Origin of the sequence: Paracoccus sigandri (assembly GCF_003709565.1) — a bacterium.
Classification (GTDB): Bacteria; Pseudomonadota; Alphaproteobacteria; order Rhodobacterales; family Rhodobacteraceae; genus Paracoccus; species Paracoccus siganidrum.
The window spans coordinates 23,585-43,833 of record NZ_QNRC01000022.1 but is presented as its reverse complement, the minus strand read 5'-3'; the positions used below and the strand labels follow the sequence as shown (position 1 = coordinate 43,833).

The window sequence follows — 20,249 nt, the reverse complement described above, 5'->3', positions numbered from 1 at the left end:
GGCCGGATCGTTCCGGCCCCCGGCGGTTTCGTCAAGCGCCGCCAGGCACTTCGCGCCCCGCCTGCCGGGCGATGTCGCGCGCGGCGATCCAGCCGAAGGTCACGGCCGGGCCGATCGTCGCCCCTGCCCCGGGATAAGAGCCGCCGAACACGTTGGACTGATCGTTGCCCGCCGCGTAAAGCCCGGCGATGGGCTGGCCGCCCTGCCCGATCACCCGCGAATGTTCGTCGGTCTTCAGGCCCTTATAGGTGCCGATTTCGCCCGGATAGATGCGCACCGCGAAATAGGGGCCCTTGTCCAGCGGCCCCAGAGCCGGGTTGGGGCCGTGATTCTCATCGCCCTGATAGCGGTCATAGGCTGATTCGCCGCGGTGGAACTCTGGGTCGCGCCCCTCGGCGGCATGGCGCGAAAAGTCGCGGATCGTCTGGGCCAGCGCCTCGGCGTCGATGCCCAGCTTGCGCGCCAGCGCCTCGGGCGTGGCGGCGCGGGTCAGGTAGCCGTTGCGCAGATAGCGGCCCTTGGGAATCGGGAAGGGCCGGACGAAGCCCATGCCCCAGCGCCGGATCGCGCGGTCGTCGCCGATCAGAAAGGCACGATCGGCGCCGCGCCTTTCGAAGGCGTCCAGCATGGCCGGCACAAGGTCGTGATAGGGCGCGCTTTCATTGGCAAAGCGCCGGCCATCCGGCAGCACCATGATAAAGCCCGGCTTGTTGCGGTCGGTCAGATGCGGCCAGACGCCGTTCTGGTCCACCGCCCCCGGCAGGCGCGAGGTCGGCAGCCAAGCGGCGGGCTGCAACAGATCGGCATTGAACTGCGCGCCGACCTCCTCGGCCATGCGGATGCCGTCGCCGACATTGGTGACGGGCGCGGGCGTCACCGGCTCCATCGTCCGGGCATGGCCGGGGTATTGCCGGGCGCGGCGGTCCTTGTCGCGCGGAAAGCCCCCCGCCCCCAGCACGACGGCGTGGCGCGCCAGCACCCGCACCGGCTTGCCGTCGCGCAGGATCTCGGCCCCGGCGACGCGGTCTCCCTCGCGGATCAGCCGCTGCGCCGGGGCGTTCAGCCAGAACGGCACGCCCAGGTCATGCGCCGTCCGCGCCAGCCGCGCGATCAGCGCCCGGCCGCGCACGATGCGCTGCGACGATCCCTTCAGCGCCAGGTCCATGAAATGCCGCGCCATGCGGCGGATCACATAGGCCATCGCCATGGGCGAGCGGCCCGCCGCCAGGAACTGCTTCATCTCCAGCGTCGAGCCGATGGCCAGCCCCAGGAACAGCGTCTGCGGCAACTCGCCTTTGAGCGTCTTCATCAGCTCGCCCATTTTGCCCGCGTCGTAATCCATCGTCCCGACCGAGCGGATGCGCGAGCCGCCCTCGGTTTCGGGGTGATAGTCGGGAAATTCCATCGGATAGAATTTCACCTCGGTATGGTCTTCCAGGTAATCGACCATGCGCGGGGCATGCTCCAGATAGGCCTCGATCCGCGCCTCGTCATAGCAATTGCCGGTCTCGTGCCGCAGATAGGCCCGCACCAGGTTGCCGTCGTCCTGAACCCCCAGACGGGCGCCAAGCGCCTTGGCATGCCGGCTGCCCGGCACCCACAGCACGCCGCCCGAGGTCGCCGTGGTGCCGCCGAACTGGCCGGCCTTTTCGGTGACAAGCACCTTCAGCCCCGCCTTGGCGCAGGTCACCGCCGAGGTCAGCGCCCCCGCCCCCGAGCCGATGACCAGAACGTCGCAGGTTTCTGTCTGGGCCATCCTTGCCTCCTCCATGAAATGTCTGGCCGCTGCACGCGCCTCGCGCAGCGGTCAAAAGAAAAACCGGCAGGTTCAGATCTGCGCGAAGGCGTCGCGGCAGACGATCACGCGGCCCTCGGAATCGAGATAGCCCATCTCTCCGGTCTTGAAGAAACCGCTGCGGTCCAGCACCTTGCGGCTGGCGCGCAGGTCGTCGTGATAACGCAGCATCAGCGGCGCGCCGCGGATCCAGATCTCGCCGATCTCGTAAAGCAGCATGTCCATCGAGGTGCGGGGATCGACGATCATCACCTCGACCCCGCGCAGCGGCCGGCCGGCGGTGGTCTGCGCGGTATGTGGCGGGTCACGCGGGTCCGAACAGATGGCGATGCCCGCCAGTTCGGCGCGCAGGTAGCTGTTGAAGATGCGGCTCTGCGGCAAGGCGCGCTGCCAGCCGCGGATCAGCCTTGCATCGCCGCTGAGCAGGACCATGCCCGGCTGCATCTGCGGCGGGGGCGGGGCTTGCGGCGGCGCGTCCGCGTCCGCCAGGATCAGGTGGCTTGCCGGCGCCGAAAAGGCCGGCAGGTCGCACAGCGCCGCGCCGGCCACCAGGACGGCCAGTTCGGCGGTCAGCCGCGCAGTGTGATTCAGCGGCAAGGGCACCGCCAGCCGCGACCCCGCCCCGATGCCATAGCGCGCGGCCAGTCCCTGCGCCGCGCACAGCAGCGCCCGGTGGCTCAGCACCACGCCGCGCGCGGTGTCCTGCCGGCCCTCGCCGTAAAGCACGACGGCGGGATGGTCGGGCAGGACGCGCCCGGCGCGTTCGGCCAACTGCGCAAGGTCGGGCGCATCGCCACGAGCGAGCAGTTCCTCGCAGCCCAGATGGCGCACCGCCGCAAAGCTTCCGCCGCCGCCTGCGCCTTGCGGGTGATGCACCAACAACCGCAACCCCGAGCCTTGGAGCGCCATGGTCAGCCGGGCTTGCGGCAAGCTCGGCTCCAGCGGCACCACCACGCCGCCCAGCCACCAGATCGCCGCGCAAAGCGCCGTCCGCTCGGCCGAGGGCGGCATCCAGACGCCGACCCGCTGGCCGCGGCGAAGCTCGGCCGACAGCAGCCCGGCGGCAAGGCGCAGGATGCGGTCGCGCATCGCCGCATGGCTGATCGCGCCCCCGGCCGCGACATGCGCGGGCAGGTCGCCCCAGGAGGCACCCGTCAGGGCGGCACCGATCACCGGCTCGCCCAACCGAAAGCCCGTGCCTATCGCCCTGTCCACGCCCATGCCCCGCCTGCCGTCATACCACGTTGAAATGCTCGGGCACGCCGGCGGGCCAGACCGTCCCCCACATCTGCATGCCGCCGTCGATGGTCAGCACCTCACCAGTGATGAAATTGCCGGCATCCGAGGACAGGTAGGCCACGCCCTCGGCAATGTCCCAGCCGTTGCCCATGCGCCGCTGCGGGTTGACGTTGCGAAAGCGCGCGGTGGCATGCTCGGGATATTTCGACAGCCCTTCCGAGGCGATGGCGCCAGGCGCGATGCAATTCACCCGGATGTTCAGCGGCGCCCATTCCGTCGCCACCGTCCGGCTGAGATAGATCACCCCCGCCCGCGCCGCGCAAGTATGCGCGGCCTGCGGCATGCCGCGCCCGACATGAGCCACGATCGAGATGACGTTGCCGGCTTCGTTCCGGTCGCGCCAGCGTTGGGCGGCGCCCTGCATCATCCACCACGTCCCGTTCAGGTTCAAATCAATGACCGAGTTCCAGCCCTTGCGCGAAAAGTCGATGGCGTCTTGCGGAAACTGACCGCCGGCATTGTTCACCAGCGTGTCGAGCCCGCCCCATTCGCCGAAGACCCGCTCCAGCAGCACGTCGACCTGATCGGGATCGCGGATCGACATCGAACAGTAATCGACATGCTGGCCCGTCAGGCGCTTGACCGCATCCTGCGCATCGGCCAGCATCTCTTCGCGTCGGCCGGCGATCATGACCTTGGCGCCCAGCCGGGCCAGCAGGAAGGTCATCGCCCGGCCCATACCGGTACCGCCGCCGGTGATCAGGAAGCGCTTGCCGGCGAAAAGATCCGGGGCATAGATCGTCGGCCGGCTTGCCAGTTCCTTATCGGTCAGGAACCACTGAAACCCGTGCGGGTTTCCCGCCGAGGGCTGTGCCATGTCATTCATATCCGTGTCCCATTGGCGAAATTTGCGTCACGGCCCTGGTTGAAGGCCGCAATCCCCTCGCGGCTGTCAGTCGAGTTCATCAGCGCGGGACCGTGCCGGTGACCCCAGTCGATCGAAGCTTGCAGCGTCTCGTCCCGCGCCACCTCGTAAAGCTGCTTGGCCAGGCGCAGGCAATGCCAGGAATTGGCCAGCACTTCCTCGGCCAGGGCGACGGCCTCGTCCAGCACCCGCTCGCCCGGCACCACGCGGTTGACCAGCCCCAGCGCGGCGAATGCCTGCGCCGGGTAGTGGGCGCCCGAAAAGATCACCTCGAAGGCTTTTTGCCGCGGCAGGATCTGCGCCAGCCGCTGCACGCCGCCAGCAAAGGCGACCATGCCGCGGCGGATCTCGGGCAGGCCGAAGACCGCGTGATCGGCGGCGACCACCAGGTCGCAGGCCAGCGCCGCCTCGCAACCGCCGGCAACGGCCGCACCGTTGACAGCCGCGATCAGCGGCTTGGGGCAGCGCCGCTCGGTCACGCCCAGGAAACCCGCGCCCGGAACCAGCCCGGTGCCCGAGCCGACCTGACCGGCCTCCTTCAGGTCCATGCCGGCGCAGAAGGCTCGCTCGCCGGTGCCGGTCAGCACGATGGCGCCGACGCTATCGTCGGCCTCGGCATGGCACAGCGCCTGATGCACGCCATAAGAGGTCGCGCGATCCGCGGCGTTGCGCAATTCGGGCCGGTCGATGCGGATGATCGCCACCGCGCCGCGCAGTTCATAGCGAACGGTCGGGGGAAGGACGGGCAGGTCCGGCATGGCTCAGGCCCGCTCGGTTTCCGCAGCCGTCTTGGCCGGTTTCCAGTTATCATCCCAATAGGGCCGCAACAGCGGCTTGATGCGCAGCGCCTCGGGCACGCGGTCGGCACCGATGCGGCGGTCGAGCTCCTCGTGCCAGTGATAGATCCGGCGCTCCTGATAGTTCAGCGGGAAATCCCGCAGCCCGCTGGACATGGCGGCGATCTGGATCTTATCGGCGAATTGCAGGTCTTCTTCCAGGATCGCGGCGAAATTGCGGATGCGCATGTCCCACACCTCGGGGCGCGGGCCTTCGCCCCAATGCGGCGCGAACCAATAGACGTCGATCGACATGGTGTCGATCGTCTCGGGCCAGAAGGCCAGCACCGGGATCCCCCAGGGCGAAACCGGCGTGACCAGGTTCGGATAAGCCAGCAGCGACAGGTTGGTGTCGCCGAACCAGGGATCGACGCCCTCGATCTCGGGCAGGCCGCGCACGCCGGGGTCTTTCCAGCCCTCGCGCTTGAAGGGCGTGACCATGCGGGAATGGCCGTGTTCATAAAGCGTGATCGCCGAGCCGCGGTGATCCAGGAAACGGTCCACGGTGTTCTGGTGGATCGACTTGAGGTGATAGACCTCGAGGAAGGCGTCGATCAGGATCTTGACGTTGCATTTCACCGTGATCGTGGACTTGTCGATCAGCGCCAGCGTGTCGGGCTTCATCTCGTCCAGCGCCTGCGCCACCGGGCCGAGATAGTCGCGCAGGGGCATGGCATCGGAATCGAGGTTCACGAAATACAGGTTGCCGATATTCTCGCAGCGCACCTCGACCAGAGAACGGCAGCTGAGATCCAGCCCCACGAAATCCCGCCGGTCGCGCAGGTTGATCAGCTCGCCGCGCGTGTTGTAGGTCCAGCCGTGATATTTGCAGGACACGCCGCGCGACTTGCCCGAAGGTTCGGTGACGACCGGCGCGCCGCGATGGCGGCAGGTGTTGTAAAAGCAGCGGACCTTCTGGTCCTCGCCGCGGATGAAGAACAGCGGCTCGCCCAGTCGCGACCATTGGATGTAAGAGCCGACCTCGGGCAGTTCGTCGGCATGGACGGCATAGAGCCAGGTCTTGCGCCAAAGGTGCTCCATCTCCAGCGCGAAGAAGGCGGGATCGGTATAGCGCAGGCCCGGCAGGTCGGGAAATTGCGGGAATCCCTCGGGTGGACCCCCGCGCGCGCTTTCATAAGCCTGCTGATCCAAGATGCGCTGCTTTTCTTGCGGATTCATCGCCATTCCTCCCCAGAAGACGCTGATGCGCCCAAGCCATCGGCGGAACAGCATCCGACCCGGCCCATCAATATGTATTTTTATAGATCATTACTGCATACGCAAGAACAAATTTTGTAGATCGAATCTGAGGGGGGGAATCAGCTGGCGCGCACGCGCTCCTCGTTCATGGCAATGTAATCGGCCAGGATGTCGCCCTGGACCTTGGTATGCTTGCGGAACTGCTCGGCCGCCTGCTCGATGTCCTGGGCCAGGATCGCCTCCAGAATCGCGCGGTGATCCTCCAGGTTGGACTGCGACTGGCCCGGATAGCCCAGCTGGAAGCGGCGATAGGGTACCAGCTTACTGCCGAGCTTGTTGGTCATGTCGATCAGTTCCTTGTTATGCGTGCCGTCGATTACCAGCAGGTGGAACTTGCGGCTCAACGCATAATAGCTGTCCTGGTCGCCAGCGGCGAAGGCCCGCTCGGCCTGCGCATGCACATCCTTCAGCGCCGCGCGCTCTTCCGCGGTCATCCGCCGGGCCGAATATTTGGCACAGATGGATTCCAGTTCGGACATAACCTCGAACTGCCGGATCAGGTCGGTGACATCGGTCATGGTGACGACTGCGCCCTGCCGGGGACGTTTTTCCACGATACCGGATTCAATCAACTGCAGGATGGCCTCGCGCACGGGGGTGCGTGAAACCTCGAAGCGGCGAGCAAGCTCCTCTTCGTCCAGCGAGCTTCCCGGCGCGATGGCGCCTGAGAAGATGTCCTGTTCGAGCGCAAGCCGAACCTTCTCCGAATGCGTCATTCCCGCAGATCGTGCCATTTTTCTTCTCCTTCTCTGCCCATGAGTTCGACCCCGGCCCCAACAGGCCTCACAAATACTCCGAGTAGCGGCAAATTGTATGCTTACCCGTCATGTCCAGCGTATTCCAAGCCCGAGTCACTCTGCAATACTGTTGCCGCCTGGCAAGCGTTACTGTTGCCGCTTGGCAAGCGTTCATACCGGCAGGAAGCAGTCCGCTTTCGCATTCTGGCGGCCTTCAGGGAGAAAATCTTGCGCCCGAAGTGATTGTATATTGAAGGACGGTAAAAAATACACAATAATTCGGCAGAGGAGGAGAGGATCAATGCCAGACAGCTTCGATCCCGCGGGAAGCAAGGCCCAGTCGCGCTTGGGCGCCATTGTCCAAATGGGCTATGTCGTGCCCGACTTGGAGCGCGCGCTGGCACATTGGACGCAGACGCTAGGCGTTGGCCCGTTCCTCGTCACCCCGCGAATCGATTATGCCGAGTTGAATTATCGCGGCCGGCCGATCCAGGTCGAGAACGCGGTGGCGCTGGCCTCCTGGGGCGGCATGCAGATCGAGATCATCCAACAGACCGGGGGCGACGATTCGATGTTCACCGATTTCATCGCGCGGCGCGGCGGCGGCCTACATCACGTCTGCCTGCTGTCCAGAGATCTGGACGCCGACCTTGCCGCCTGGCAGGCCGAGGGCATAGGGGTATTGATGGGCGGGCGCACAGCGGCCGGCATCCCCTTTGCCTATCTAGACAGCGACCCACTGGACCAGGGCCGGGTGATCGAGATCGTGCAGCCTTCCGCCGGGTTGGAACGTTTTTTTGCCCGGCTGGAGTCGCTGGCGGCCGCTTGGGACGGCTCCCGACCCATCCGCTATCTCTAGCCGATCGACAGACAAGGACGCCAGATGCCACGAATCACAGCCACCGATCGCGACGGAAGCGTGAAGGAGTTCGACGCAGCACCCGGAATCAGCCTGATGGAGGCCCTACGCGATGTGGCCGGCCTTGACGTCGCCGCGATCTGCGGCGGCTCTTGCTCTTGCGCGACCTGCCACATCTATGTCGCGTCCGATTGGCTCGGCCGCCTACCGGAGCAGCAGCCCGACGAGCGGGAGCTGCTTGAATTCATGGAAACCTACCATGAAACATCGCGGCTGAGCTGCCAGATCCCCGTGACCGACGACCTTGCCGGCCTCCAGGTGACGCTGGCGCCCGAGGAATAGCCGCAATCATCACAACAATATGGGGTCCGGCGCGAACGGGCCGGGGAGGGAAAAATTGTCAGCTACGCTCACCTACACGGCCATCACCACGGTCGGCGATCTTCTGGTCCGGGCAACGGCACGGACGCCAGACAAGGACGCGATCCGGTTTCCCGACCAAAAACGCAGCTTTCGCCAACTGCACCAGGCCGCCATGCTGCGCGCCCGCGAACTTTACGGTCTGGGCGTGCGGCCCGGCGACCATGTCGGGATCTTCCTGCCGAGCTGCATCGAATATCTGGAGTATTACTTCGGACTGGCCTATCTGGGCGCGGTTTCGGTGCCGATGAACGCGCGCTACCGCGAACACGAACTGCGTTACCAGACCGTCAACGCCGACCTCGTACATATCGTCTCGACGACGCGGGTGGCCGAGGGGCTGGACTTCCGTGCGCGGCTGTACCAGGCCTTTCCGGCTCTGCGCGACGCGCCCGCGGACCAGCCGATCAACCTGGCCGAGGCCCCTCACCTGCGCGGCATCACCCTGCTGACCGACGAGCTATCGCCCGGCTGCCTGCGCCAGTCGGCGTCGCAGGGCTTCGCCGCCGCTGTCGAGGATACACTGATCGACCGGCTGCGTCGTGCCGTCACGCTGCGGCAGACGGCGTTGATGCTGTATACGTCGGGGACGACCTCGAATCCGAAAGGCTGCATGATCAGTCATGAGGCCCTGGTCCGCACTGGCATGGGCCTGGCCGAGCGTTACGGGATGACCGAGCAGGACGCGTTCTGGTCGCCGCTGCCCATGTTCCATGTCGGCGCGCTTTTCCCGCTCTGCGCGGCCTATCATGCCGGCGCCACCTATATCGGCATGCAGCATTTCGACGCCGGCGCGGCGCTGCGGCTGGTGCGCGAGGCGCGGCCGACCATCGGCTATCCCAGCTTTGCCCTGTTCCTGTCGGACATGGTCTATCATCCGGATTTCCGTGCCGAGGACATGGCATCGCTGCGGCTCATCAACTGCTCGATGGCGCTGAGCCCGGAACCGTTCCGCGACCTGATGCGCAAGAGCTTCCCGAACGCGGTCTTCGTCGGCACCTACGGCATGACCGAAACCGCCGGCACCGTCACCACCAGCCACCCCGCCGACAGCGAGGCCGAGCGTTTCAACCGCCTTGGCCGCCCCTTCGACGGGCTGTCAGTGCGTATCGCGCGCGAGAACGGAACCGAGGCCGCCCCGGACGAAATCGGCGAGATCTGCGTCAAGGGGTTCTCGATCTTCACCGAATATTATGGCGATCCCGAAAAGACCGCCGAGGCCAAGCGCGAGGGCTGGTTCCATACTGGCGACCTGGGTTCGATCGACGCGGCCGGTACGCTGATGTTTCACGGCCGGGCCAAGGACATGCTGAAAGTTGGCGGCGAAAACGTCGCCGCGCTGGAGATCGAGATGGTCTTGGCCCAACACCCCGCAGTCAAGACCTGCCAAGTCGTCGGAAAGCCCGATCCGCGGCTGCAAGAGGTGCCAGTGGCCTTCGTCGAACTGGTGCCGGGCCAAAGCGTGGACCCTGCCGCACTGATCACCTATTGCAAGGCGCGCATCGCCAGTTTCAAGGTGCCGCGCAACGTCCATTTCATCGCGGAATGGCCGATGTCCGCCAGCAAGATCCAGAAGTTCAAGCTGCGCGACATGGCGCAAGAGATGGCAACGGATAGCTGCGCCGCCCAATAGCCCATCACAAGTATTTTTACTTCTCTATGCAATATTTTTATATCCATCTTTGGTATACGTAGTATTGTGGGAGGAACTGAGAATCCGTCACGGGTCGCGAGGGATCGCGATCCGGTACCGGGCGACCACAAGGTCAACCCGCTGTTATCATTCCTGGGGAGGAAACCGTCGTGAAACTGTCCAATCTGTTCACCACCTGCACCGCGATGGCGTTACTGCCCGCCATGGCCGCCCAATCCGACGAATACCACGTCGTCGTCCTCCAAGCCCTTACCGGTCCCGCCGCCTTCATCGGCACTGCCGTCGCAGACGGCATGCGCCTGGCCGAGCAGCATATCAACGAACAAGGTCTTTTGGGCGAGGGCAACACACTCAAGGTTACCTATGCCGATGACGCAACCGATCGTACACAGACCATGACGCTGATCGCGCGCTATGCCAACGATCCCTCGATCCTGGGTATCCTGGGTCCGACCAGCGGCGCGGTCGCGATCGCCGGCGCGTCCTCGGGCAACCAATACGAGATGCCGGTCGTCACCACGACGAACACGCCCGAGGTGCTGGAACAGGGACCCTGGTCGTTCATCCTAACCCAGCCGCCGGAAATCACCATCCCCTATCTCGTCGATTACGCGGCCGACGTGGCAGGCGCGAAAGAATGCGCTGTCATCGGCATTCGCGACATCGAGGCCTATGTTGCGCTGCAAAAACAGTTCGAGAAGCTGATGATGGACAAGGGCGTGAAGATCACTACCGTCGAACAGGTCGGCGGCACCGATTCCGACTTCTCGTCGGTGGCGACCAAGATCGCCACCTCTCAGCAGGATTGCGTCTTCGTCTCGGCTTCGGCCTCGCAAGGGGCGAACATCATCGTCCAGCTACGCCAAGCGGGGCTGGACCCGGCGACGCCGGTCTTTGGCCACAATGCCTTCGCCTCGCCCGAGTTTCTGGACCGCGGCGGCGCAGGCGTCGAAGGCGTCACCTTCATAGCCGACTGGGTGCCAGGCGGCTATGATGATTTCACCACGGCCTTCGCTACCGAATTCCGCGAGAGGTTCGGCCACGAGGCCGACAACTGGAACGCCGTCGGCTATGGCGGGATGCTGGTGATGGCCAATGCGTTGAAATCCATGGAAGAACCTAGCCGCGAGGCGTTGCGTGACCAGTTGGGCAAGACCAGCGAGGTCCGCGTGGCTGCCGGCCAGGGCAGCTATTCGGTGGACGAGAAACGCTATCCGCATGTCGGCATGAATGTGCTGACGGTGCAGGACGGTGCCTTCGTCCAGGCTCCGCGCTGATCGCTCCCGCGCCATGGGCCAGGGCGCCTGGCGCGCTGGCCGCAACCCTTTTGGACGGACCACCGAAATGCTACTGCAACAGATACTCAATGGAACGGTGTCCGGCGCGATCTATGCCCTGTTCGCGCTTGGCTTTACGCTGATCTTCGGCGTGCAGAAACTGCTGAACCTAGCCCACGGCGCGATCTTCATGGCCGGCGCCTTCATTGCTTATTACGCGACGGCGCAGGGACTGCCCTTCTGGTTCGCGCTACTGCTGGCGACCATCGCGACCGGGACGATCTCGGTCGTGGTGGATTTCGTGGCCTTCCGGCAATTGCGCAAGGCGGGCCATGCCGAATTCGCCGCCATCGTCACCTCGATCGGGGTAGACCTGATCCTGATGAACATCGCCCAGCAGGTCTCGAACACCAAGGTGTTGAGCTTTCCCTTCGGCACATTCCCGGTCAAGTTCTTCAGCTTCTGGGGGATGCGCATCTCTCTGTTGCAACTGACTATCCTGGGGCTGGTCCTGTTCCTGGTGCTGGCACTGGCCTATTACATCAACCGCACCAGCTTCGGCCGCCAGGTGCGGGCGGTGTCCAGCAACGAACACGCTTCGGCGCTGCTGGGCGTCTCAGCCAGCGCAGTCTATCGCCAGACCTTCTTCATCGCCGGGGCGCTGGCGGGGCTGGCGGGCGTGCTCATCGGGCTGTCCTTCAATTCGATTCACTTCATGATGGGCGAGCCCTTCCTGCTGCAAGCCTTCGTCGTGGTGGTGATCGGCGGGCTGGGCTCGCTTCAGGGCGCGGTGGTCGCAGCAATCCTGATCGGTATCGTGCAGTCGCTGACCATCGCCTATCTGTCCAGCGAACTGTCCACCGCGATCATCTTCGCGCTGCTGTTCGTCACGCTGCTGTTCTTTCCGAACGGCCTGTTCGGACGCGCCAGCAACTATGCAGGAGGAAGCCGCAGATGATGTCCTTTTACTATTCCTATCAGCCCCTCATCGACTTCTTCCTGATAGCGGTCGGACTGGGCTACAGCCAGCAACTGGCCCTGCGTGCGGGCGTGTTCTCGATCGCGACGGCGGGCTTCTCGGCGCTTGGCGCCTATGCCACGGCAATCCTGGTGACGCGATACGGCGCGCCGGTGCCGCTGGCCATCCTGGTTTCGGCCGTGGTGGGGATGGCGGTCAGCTATGTGCTGTCGGTGCCGCTGGCGCGGCTGCGCGGCGCGTTCCAGGCCATCGCCACGCTGGCCTTCGTGCAGGTGGTGATCGCGCTGCTGTTGTATTTCGAAGGCTTCACCGGCGGCGCCATCGGCATCTCGGGGATCCCGCGGGTGATGAACACCGGCTGGCTGCTGCTGGCGGTGCTGGTCACGATCTACGTGATCTGGTCGATCAACCGCACCTCGGTCGGTCGAGTGTTCAACGCGCTGCGCCAGGACGATTCCGTCGCCGCCTCGCTCGGCGTGCCGATCAAGTCCTATTACGCGCTGGCCTTCGTGCTCTCGGGGTTGATCGGCGCGGTCTTCGGGGCGCTGCGCTCGCTTTACGTCTTCAACATCGAGCCGGTGGATTTCGGCTTTCACGCCATGGTCGCCAGCCTGACCGTGGTGGTCCTGGGTGGGCGCAACACGCTGTTGGGCCCCATCGCCGGGGCGCTGATCATGGCAATCCTGCCCGAACTGGCGCGCCCGCTGGCCGAAAACCGTGGCATCCTGAACGGGGTGATCCTGATCCTGGTCATCACCTTCCTGCCGAACGGCGTGGGCGATGAACTGGTCTACTGGCTGCGTCGCCGCCTGCGCCGCACGCCCAAAACCATGTCCAAGCGGGAGGAGGGGACCGATGTCGTCGCTGCGGATTGAGGGCGCCTGCAAGTATTTCGGTGGGCTGAAGGCCGTCGATGGCATCAACATGACCGTCCCCGCCGGTCGGATCACCGGGCTGATCGGCCCGAACGGGGCCGGCAAAAGCACCGTCGTCAACATGATCTCGGGCGTCTACAGCCTGACCAAGGGTGAGGTCTACCTGGACGACCAGCAACTTACCCGGCTGCATGTGGACGAGGTGGCACGCCGCGGCATCGCCCGCACCTTCCAGAACATCCGCCTGCTGCCCGAGGAAAGCGTCCTCGACAATGTGGTGATCGGCTATTTCCGCAAGCAGCACAGCGGCGTGATGTCCAGCCTGATGGGCCTGCCCGCCGCGCTGGCCGAGACCCGCCGCCTGCGGGAGCAGGCTTGGGAGTTGCTGGGCCGCTTCGGCATCCAGGCATATGCCGATTACGAGGCGGGCAGCCTGCCCTACGGCCACCAGCGCCGGGTCGAGATAGCCCGCTCGATCGCCGCGGAGCCGCTCGTCGTCATGCTGGACGAGCCGGTCGCCGGCATGAACGAGGTCGAATCCGCCGAAATGGCTGAGATCTTCGAGGATCTGGCACGCTCTGGTATGGGGCTTTTGCTGATCGAGCACAATGTGACCTTCGTCTCGCGCCTGTGCAACCAGGTCTATGTGCTGGATTCTGGCCGCATGATCGCCGAGGGCCCCCCCGACGCGGTCACCCGCGATCCAAAGGTCATCGAAGCCTATATCGGAGGCAAGGCTGATGCTGCTTGAAGTCAGGAATCTGAGCGTCTCCTACAAGGGCATCCAGGCGCTGCGCGATGTCAGCCTGCATGTGAACCGCGGCGAGATGGTGGCGCTGGTCGGCTCGAACGGAGCGGGGAAATCGACGCTTCTGAACGCGCTGAGTCGGACCGTGGTACCGCAAAGGGGACAGGTCGTCTTTGACGGCAAGGATCTGGGGCGCATGGCTGCCTTCCAGGTCTCGCGCCAGGGCCTGCTGCATGTCCCCGAAGGGCGGCAGGTGCTGGCCGACATGTCGGTCTGGGAAAACCTGCAACTGGGCATGCTAGCCCTGGGCCAGCGGCCGGCGCGCTACAGACTGGAACAGGTCTACGCCCTCTTCCCGATCTTGGAAGAGCGCACCGAACAGATCGCCGGCACGCTCTCGGGCGGCCAGCAGCAGATGCTGGCCATAGGCCGCGCCTTGATGGGCGCGCCCGAGATCCTGCTTCTGGACGAGCCCTCGTTGGGCCTGTCACCACTGATGAGCGACCAGGTATTCGACGCGCTGACACGGCTCAACCGCGAGGGACTGACCATTCTGCTGGTCGAGCAAAACGCCTATCGCGCGCTGGAATGCACGCAGCGGGCCTATGTGCTGGATCGCGGCCAGATCGTGATGGAGGGCGCCTCGGACGTGCTGATGCGTGACCAGCGGGTGATCGAAAGCTATCTGGGCGCCTGAGATGGTCGAGCGCATCCTGACCCTGCACCAGCTCAGCCTGCGCGACACCGATCCGATGGCACTGGTCCACACCGCCGCGGCGACGGGCTTTCCCTTCGTCACGGTGTTCCTGCATCCGCCGGCGCCGCAGCTCGACATCTTTCCGCGGCTGCTGCCCGGCGCCCCCACACGGGCCTTCGCGCAGGCGCTGCGGGCGGACGGCGTTCAGGTCCACAATATCGAGGCCTTGCCATTTTCCAGCCGCACCGATCCCGCCGACTACCTGCAGGTGCTGGACCATGCCGCCGAGATCGGGGCGCGGCGCACCACCGTGCTGATCTATGACCGCGACCTGGCGCGCGCCTCGGATCGGCTGTCGCAGACCTGCGACGCGGCGGCCGCGCGGGGAATCGCCCTGTCCATCGAATTCATGGCGTTTTCCTCGCTGTCCACGGTGGGCGAGGCGGCGGATTTCGTGCGCCAGAACGGCCATGCGAACCTGAGCCTGCTGGTCGATCCGCTGCACCTGGCGCGCACCGGCGGCAGCCCGGCCCAGCTTGGCCCGCTTGCCGACACCATCGGCGCGCTGCAATTCTGCGACGCGATGCTGGCCACGCCCGAGGACGCCTTTCGTGAAGCGGTCGAGGATCGCGCGATACCGGGCGAGGGCGAGTTGCCCCTGCAAGCCCTGCTGGACGCCACCGATCCCGGCCTGCCGCTGGATGTCGAGGTGCCGATGCTGCGGCTTCAGAAGCAGGGGCTGGACCCTGTCGCCCGCGCGCAGCTGCTGAAACGGGCGCTGCAGCACTATCGGTTGTGAAGCACCTGGCCGTCAGCCGCGCCGCACCAGCACACGGCGGCCGGAAATCCTGACCTCGACCCGGGGCAGGTCGCTGCACAGCGAGGACAGCGCCTTGCCGGTCGAACAGTCGAATCGGGCGCCATGTTTGGGACAGATCACCACGTTGCCTTCGACCGCACCCTCGGACAGGCGGGCGAAGTTATGCGTGCAATTGCCGGAAAAGCCGACGATCTCGCCATCGCGCCGGCACAGGATCACCTCGCGCCCGCCGGCGGTGACGAACCAGGGGCCAGCAGTGGGCACCTGCATGACCGCGCCGACATCGACGAATTCCTCGGCATCGGCGCCCAATCCTCTCGGGATCATTCCCTGCCCTTTCTCTTCTTGCCGCCAAATTTCGGGGGAAACGCCGGGCCGGTCAACCCGGCCCGGCGCTTGGTCAGGCGCGGCGCTGGTTGAAGCGGCGTCCGACCATGGCGGCGGTGATGTTCACCTTCTGGATGTCCACCGCGCCGCCGGCGATGCCCCAGCCCCAGGAATCGCGCAGCCGGCGCTCCATCGGATATTCCTTGGAATAGCCATATCCGCCCATCAACTGCACGGCATTGCCGGTCACTTCGCGCGAGATCTCGTTGGCAAAGCATTTCGCCAGCGAGCTGTCCAGGATCGAGGGCATCCCGTCCTGGGCGTTCTGCGCCGCGCGATGGATCAGCAGCCGCGCCGCATCGACGCGCAGCCGCATCTCGGCCAGCTTGATCTGCACCGCCTGGAAATCGACCAGCGGCCGGCCGAACTGATGGCGCTCCTGGACATAGTCCAGCACATCCTCCAGCGCGCCCGAAGCCTGGCCCAGCGACATGGTGGCATTGCCGCAGCGCTCCAGGTCGAAGGCTTCCATCAGCCGCTTGAAGCCGCCGCCGGGCACGACGACATTCTCCAGCGGCAGCTCGACATTGTCGAAGAACAGGTCGCTCGACGGCACGCCGCGGAACCCCATCAGCCGCTCCTGCGGGCCGAAGCTGAAGCCGGGCGTGCCCTTTTCCACATAGACAGCCCCGATCGACCCGGCGCCCGGCGTGTCGTCGAAACGGGCATAGATCAGGTAGCCCTCGGCATGGCCGCCGCCGGAACACCAGCGTTTCGTGCCGTTCAGCACGACCTTGTCCGATTCGATGCGGGCGCGGGTCTTCAGGTCGGTCAGCGCCGATCCGGCATCGGGTTCGGACATGCCGATGGCCACCACCTTTTCGCCGCGGCAGACGGCGGGAATCACGCGCGCCTTCAGGCTTTCGGGCGCGAAATGCTCGATGGCGCGCACGGGGCCGACGCAGGATTCGAACACCGGGAATGCCACGGCCGAACTGATCTTGGCGAATTCCTCGACGACCAGCAGCGCCTCGAGGTTGCCCAGACCCATGCCGCCATAGTCCTCGGCCACGTTGATGCCAAGGAAGCCCAGTTCGGCATAGCGCCTGACCCATTCATGCGGGACGGGCTCTGCCTTCTCCTCGAGTTCGCGGGCAAGATCCACCAGTTCGCTGCGGGCGAACTTGCGTGCCGCCTCTTGCAGATCACGCTGGATCTCGGTCAGCCGGAAATCCATGCTCTCCTCCAAAAATACATTTTATGCCATCTAAGTATACATAAGACCCATTGCTTGAACATATATAAATTGACACGCCCGCAAGAATCGACCAGTTTCCGAGTGCAAGACGAGCGGGAGGGGGCCATGCAACAAAGCCGCACCGACATCCTGAAGGCCTATCGGCAGATGCGGATGATCCGGGAATTCGAGGAAAGACTGCATATCGAGAATCGCAGCGGCGAAATCGCCGGCTTCACGCATCTGTATGCGGGACAAGAGGCGATCGCCGTCGGCATCTGCGAGCATCTGACCGACCGCGACTATATCAGCTCGACCCATCGCGGGCATGGCCATTGCATCGCCAAGGGTTGCGACCCGCGGCTGATGATGCACGAGATCTATGGCCGCGCCGACGGGCTGTGCAAGGGCCGCGGTGGCTCGATGCACATCGCCGACATCGACAAGGGCATGCTGGGCGCCAACGGCATCGTCGGCGGTGGCCCGCCCATCGCGGTGGGCGCGGCGCTGGCCTGCCAGGCACGCGGCGACGGCAGCGTGGCGGTGTCCTTCGGCGGCGGCGGCTCGTCAAACCAGGGCACGGTCTTCGAAGCAATGAACATGGCCGTCGTGCTGAAGCTGCCCAAGATCTTCGTCTTCGAACTGAACGGCTATTCCGAACATACCGGCGAAGGCTATGGCATCGGCTCGGACCTGGCCGGGCGGACGCGAGGCTTCGGCCTGCCGGTCTTCGAAGCGGACGGCTTCGACTATTTCTCGGTCTACCAGGCGATGGCGGACGCGCTGGAGCATGTGCGCGCCGGCAAGGGCCCCTGTGCCCTGATCGCCGAGGCGACGCGCTATTTCGGCCATTTCGAGGGCGATCCCCAGAACTACCGCGCCAAGGACGAGGTCAAGACCCTGCGCGAGACCCGGGACGCCCTGCTGCGCTTCCGCCGCAAGGTGACCGAAGCCAAGCTGATCGAGGCAGCCGAGCTGGATGCCATCGACGCCGAGATCGTAGCCTTCATCGAGGATTGCGTGACCTCGGCCCGCAAGGCCCCGGCGCCGGGGGCCGAGATCATGCTCTCTGACGTCTATGCCGATTACTAGGACCGCATCATGACCGTGAAGACTATGCGAGAGGCGCTGAACGACGCGCTGTTTCAGGAGATGCGCCGCGATCCCGGCGTCATCGTCATCGGCGAGGACGTATCAGGCGGCGCCGGCGGGTCGTCGGGCAGCCGCGATGCGGCCGGGGGCATCTTCGGCGTGACCAAGGGGCTGATGGGCGAGTTCGGCGACAAGCGCGTCATCGACACGCCGATCTCGGAAAGCGCCATCATCGGTCTGGCCAATGGCGCGGCGCTGGCCGGCATGCGCCCGGTGGCCGAGCTGATGTTCGCCGATTTCGTCGGCGTCGCCATGGACCAGATCTATAACCAGATGGCCAAGTTCCGCTATATGTTCGGGGGCAAGGCCAAGGCGCCGATCGTCGTGCGCATGTCGATGGGCGCCGGCATGAACGCCGCTGCCCAGCACAGCCAGACCATCTATTCCATGCTTTCGGCCGTGCCGGGGCTGAAGGTGGTGGTGCCGTCGAACCCGGCCGATGCCAAGGGCATGCTGGCGGCGGCGATCCGCGACGACGACCCGGTGATCTTCCTGGAGCACAAGGCGCTTTATTCCAGCAAGGGCGAGGTGCCGGACGGCGAATATGTGGCACCGCTGCATGGCGCAAGCCTGGTGCAATCGGGCAAGGATGCCACCGTGGTCGCGCTGGGCCGCATGGTCTCCTTTGCCGGCAAGGCCGCGGCCAAGCTGGCCGCGGACGGGATCACCATCGATCTGATCGACCTGCGCTCCACCTCGCCCATTGACGAGGAGATGATCCTGGAAAGCCTGTCGCTGACCGGGCGGCTGGTGGTGGTGGACGAATCGAACCCGATCTGCTCGATCGCCTCGGAAATCGCCGCCATCGCGGCCGAAAAGGGCTTCGCCTCGCTGCGCGCGCCGGTGGCGCGGGTCACGGCGCCGCATACGCCGGTGCCCTTCGCCCGCGAACTCGAGCGCATGTACGTCCCCGGTCCTGACCGGATCGAAGCGGCCATCCGCAAAGCCGTGAAAGGAGAGTGAGCATGGCCCGGATCCATCCCGTCACCCTGCCGAAATGGGGCCTTGAAATGTCCGAGGGCCAGATCTCGCGCTGGATCGCCGCTGAAGGCGACAGCGTCGAGCCGGGCACCGAACTGGTCGACATCGAGACCGACAAGATCGTCAACACGCTGGACACCGACAAGGGTGGCATCCTGCGGCGCATCCTGGTGCCCGAAGGCGAAAGCGCCCCGGTCGGTGCCCTGATCGCCGTGCTGGCCGAGGCGGATGCCAGCGAGGCGGAACTGGCCGAATTCATTGCCGCCTATGTGCCCGTCGATGCCTCGTTCGAGCCGAAGGACGAGGATGAGGCGGAATCGACGGTTTCCGAACCCTCGCCCACCACCGATGCGAGCTCCGGGCCGAAAGCCTCTCCGCTGGCGCGCCGCATCGCGGAACAGGACGGCATCGACCTGGCCGGGATCCACGGCTCGGGCCACAGTGGCAAGATCAAGAAGGCCGACCTGCCGTCGCGCCCCGCCGCGCTGACCCCGGAAGAGGCGGCAAAGCGGAATGCCGGCTCCCATGCCAGCCCGGTCGCGGTGAATTTCGCCAATGCACTTGGCTTCGACCTGACCGGGCTGAAGCCAAGCGGCTATCGCGGCCGCATCTCGCTGGCCGATGTGCAGGCGGCGGCGCAGGCGGCCGGCCTGTGGTCGCCGCCGGCACCTGCGACTCCCGCCGCCCCGGCACCGGCGCCGGCAGCGGCTGCGGCGCAGGAGGTCGAGCAGCCCTTTACCGGGATGCGCAAATCCATCGCCAACGCGCTGCGCCATTCCAAGCAGACCGTGCCGCATTTCTACACCGCGATGGATGTCGAGATGGACGCGCTGATGGCGCTGCGCAGCCAGTTCAACAGCGGGCGCGAGGAGGCGAAGATCTCTGTCAACGACTTCCTGCTGCGCGCCGCCGCCCTGGCCCTGGCCGCCCATCCTGAGGTGAACATCCACGTCTCGGACAGCGGCATCACCCGGTTCGATCAGGTTGACCTGTGCGTGGCCGTGGCCATCGACGCCGGGCTGGTGACGCCGGTGATCCGCAATGCCGCCCGGCGTTCCCTGACCGAAACCGCAGCCGAGGCGGGACGGCTGATCGCCGCCGCCCGCGACCGCAGCCTGACCGCCGAGGATCTGCGCGGCGGCACCTTCACCCTGTCGAACCTGGGCATGTATGGCGTGCGCCATTTCGACGCGATCATCAATCCGCCGCAGGGCGCGATCCTGGCGGTGGGCGGCCCCCGGCGCGAGGCGCGCGAGGCCGACGACGGCGGGCTGCGCTTCGCCAGCGTCGCGACCCTGACGCTTTCGGCCGATCACCGCGGCATCGACGGCGCGGTGGCCGCGCAGTTCCTCTCGACCCTCAAGGCCCGGATCGAGACGCCGATGTCGCTGGTGATGTGACCCGGCATCCCGGCGCAGCGAAGGCCCCCTG

At 65.5% G+C, this 20,249-nt stretch carries 20 protein-coding genes; 12 read left to right on the top strand and 8 right to left on the bottom strand.

The features are described from left to right. Window positions 1–31: 31 nt before the first annotated feature. The 6 genes from C9E82_RS17330 to C9E82_RS17305 form a co-directional block, all read right to left on the bottom strand. The gene (locus tag C9E82_RS17330) at window positions 32–1,756 is read right to left on the bottom strand and encodes an FAD-binding protein (protein WP_119896800.1); all 1,725 of its coding nucleotides are present in this window, start codon (window positions 1,754–1,756) and stop codon (window positions 32–34) included. Window positions 1,757–1,828: 72 nt separating this feature from the next. After that, complete coding sequence (locus C9E82_RS17325; RefSeq protein WP_170161982.1) at window positions 1,829–3,010, bottom strand: class I adenylate-forming enzyme family protein; 1,182 nt, start codon at window positions 3,008–3,010, stop codon at window positions 1,829–1,831. Between the two features lie 19 nt (window positions 3,011–3,029). Continuing rightward, window positions 3,030–3,911: an SDR family oxidoreductase gene (locus tag C9E82_RS17320; RefSeq protein ID WP_205962127.1), complete on the bottom strand. Its 882-nt coding sequence runs from the start codon at window positions 3,909–3,911 to the stop codon at window positions 3,030–3,032. 5 nt (window positions 3,912–3,916) lie between these two features. Next, the gene (locus C9E82_RS17315; protein ID WP_119896803.1) at window positions 3,917–4,717 is read right to left on the bottom strand and encodes an enoyl-CoA hydratase/isomerase family protein; all 801 of its coding nucleotides are present in this window, start codon (window positions 4,715–4,717) and stop codon (window positions 3,917–3,919) included. A gap of 3 nt (window positions 4,718–4,720) precedes the next feature. Continuing rightward, window positions 4,721–5,947: an aromatic ring-hydroxylating oxygenase subunit alpha gene (locus C9E82_RS17310; RefSeq protein WP_240643425.1), complete on the bottom strand. Its 1,227-nt coding sequence runs from the start codon at window positions 5,945–5,947 to the stop codon at window positions 4,721–4,723. A gap of 167 nt (window positions 5,948–6,114) precedes the next feature. Further along, on the bottom strand, window positions 6,115–6,789 hold the full coding sequence (locus tag C9E82_RS17305; RefSeq protein WP_119896804.1) for a GntR family transcriptional regulator: 675 nt from the start codon (window positions 6,787–6,789) through the stop codon (window positions 6,115–6,117). 304 nt (window positions 6,790–7,093) lie between these two features. On the opposite strand from C9E82_RS17305, the gene C9E82_RS17300 reads away from it, so the two are divergent. The 9 genes from C9E82_RS17300 (at window position 7,094) to C9E82_RS17260 (ending at window position 15,100) form a co-directional block, all read left to right on the top strand. Next, entirely contained in the window at window positions 7,094–7,651 is a 558-nt protein-coding gene (locus tag C9E82_RS17300; RefSeq protein ID WP_170161983.1) for a VOC family protein, read from the top strand. A 24-nt stretch (window positions 7,652–7,675) separates the two neighbouring features. Then, on the top strand, window positions 7,676–7,993 hold the full coding sequence (locus tag C9E82_RS17295; protein ID WP_119896806.1) for a 2Fe-2S iron-sulfur cluster-binding protein: 318 nt from the start codon (window positions 7,676–7,678) through the stop codon (window positions 7,991–7,993). Window positions 7,994–8,048: 55 nt separating this feature from the next. Continuing rightward, the gene (locus C9E82_RS17290; RefSeq protein ID WP_170161984.1) at window positions 8,049–9,704 is read left to right on the top strand and encodes a class I adenylate-forming enzyme family protein; all 1,656 of its coding nucleotides are present in this window, start codon (window positions 8,049–8,051) and stop codon (window positions 9,702–9,704) included. Window positions 9,705–9,874: 170 nt separating this feature from the next. Continuing rightward, the gene (locus C9E82_RS17285; RefSeq protein WP_119896808.1) at window positions 9,875–11,002 is read left to right on the top strand and encodes an ABC transporter substrate-binding protein; all 1,128 of its coding nucleotides are present in this window, start codon (window positions 9,875–9,877) and stop codon (window positions 11,000–11,002) included. A gap of 67 nt (window positions 11,003–11,069) precedes the next feature. Next, window positions 11,070–11,960: a branched-chain amino acid ABC transporter permease gene (locus C9E82_RS17280; protein ID WP_119896809.1), complete on the top strand. Its 891-nt coding sequence runs from the start codon at window positions 11,070–11,072 to the stop codon at window positions 11,958–11,960. Further along, window positions 11,957–12,856, top strand: coding sequence for a branched-chain amino acid ABC transporter permease (locus C9E82_RS17275; RefSeq protein WP_119896810.1), 900 nt, complete (start codon window positions 11,957–11,959; stop codon window positions 12,854–12,856). The genes C9E82_RS17280 and C9E82_RS17275 overlap by 4 nt, the downstream gene beginning before the upstream one ends. Then, window positions 12,837–13,607 carry an ABC transporter ATP-binding protein gene (locus C9E82_RS17270; RefSeq protein ID WP_119896811.1) on the top strand — a complete coding sequence of 257 codons (771 nt, stop codon included), beginning with the start codon at window positions 12,837–12,839 and terminating at the stop codon, window positions 13,605–13,607. Before C9E82_RS17275 ends, C9E82_RS17270 begins: the two co-directional genes overlap by 20 nt. Further along, the gene (locus tag C9E82_RS17265; protein WP_119896812.1) at window positions 13,597–14,301 is read left to right on the top strand and encodes an ABC transporter ATP-binding protein; all 705 of its coding nucleotides are present in this window, start codon (window positions 13,597–13,599) and stop codon (window positions 14,299–14,301) included. The genes C9E82_RS17270 and C9E82_RS17265 overlap by 11 nt, the downstream gene beginning before the upstream one ends. 1 nt (window position 14,302) lies before the next feature. Further along, entirely contained in the window at window positions 14,303–15,100 is a 798-nt protein-coding gene (locus C9E82_RS17260) for a sugar phosphate isomerase/epimerase family protein (RefSeq protein WP_119896813.1), read from the top strand. Window positions 15,101–15,112: 12 nt separating this feature from the next. Here C9E82_RS17260 and C9E82_RS17255 read toward each other — a convergent pair whose 3' ends face one another. Beyond that, window positions 15,113–15,448 (bottom strand): Rieske (2Fe-2S) protein, encoded by a 336-nt coding sequence (locus tag C9E82_RS17255; RefSeq protein WP_119896814.1) that lies wholly within the window; start codon window positions 15,446–15,448, stop codon window positions 15,113–15,115. Between the two features lie 73 nt (window positions 15,449–15,521). Beyond that, window positions 15,522–16,685, bottom strand: coding sequence for an acyl-CoA dehydrogenase family protein (locus C9E82_RS17250; protein ID WP_119896815.1), 1,164 nt, complete (start codon window positions 16,683–16,685; stop codon window positions 15,522–15,524). A 126-nt stretch (window positions 16,686–16,811) separates the two neighbouring features. Here C9E82_RS17250 and C9E82_RS17245 point away from each other — a divergent pair, with 126 nt between their 5' ends. From C9E82_RS17245 to C9E82_RS17235, 3 genes are read left to right on the top strand one after another with little or no spacing between them, the layout of a single operon-like run. Beyond that, window positions 16,812–17,777: a thiamine pyrophosphate-dependent dehydrogenase E1 component subunit alpha gene (locus tag C9E82_RS17245; protein WP_119896816.1), complete on the top strand. Its 966-nt coding sequence runs from the start codon at window positions 16,812–16,814 to the stop codon at window positions 17,775–17,777. Window positions 17,778–17,786: 9 nt separating this feature from the next. Further along, a complete protein-coding gene (locus tag C9E82_RS17240) occupies window positions 17,787–18,800 on the top strand; it encodes an alpha-ketoacid dehydrogenase subunit beta (protein WP_119896817.1) in 1,014 nt (337 codons plus the stop codon). Between the two features lie 2 nt (window positions 18,801–18,802). Further along, the gene (locus C9E82_RS17235; RefSeq protein ID WP_119896818.1) at window positions 18,803–20,218 is read left to right on the top strand and encodes a 2-oxo acid dehydrogenase subunit E2; all 1,416 of its coding nucleotides are present in this window, start codon (window positions 18,803–18,805) and stop codon (window positions 20,216–20,218) included. Window positions 20,219–20,249 lie beyond the last annotated feature (31 nt).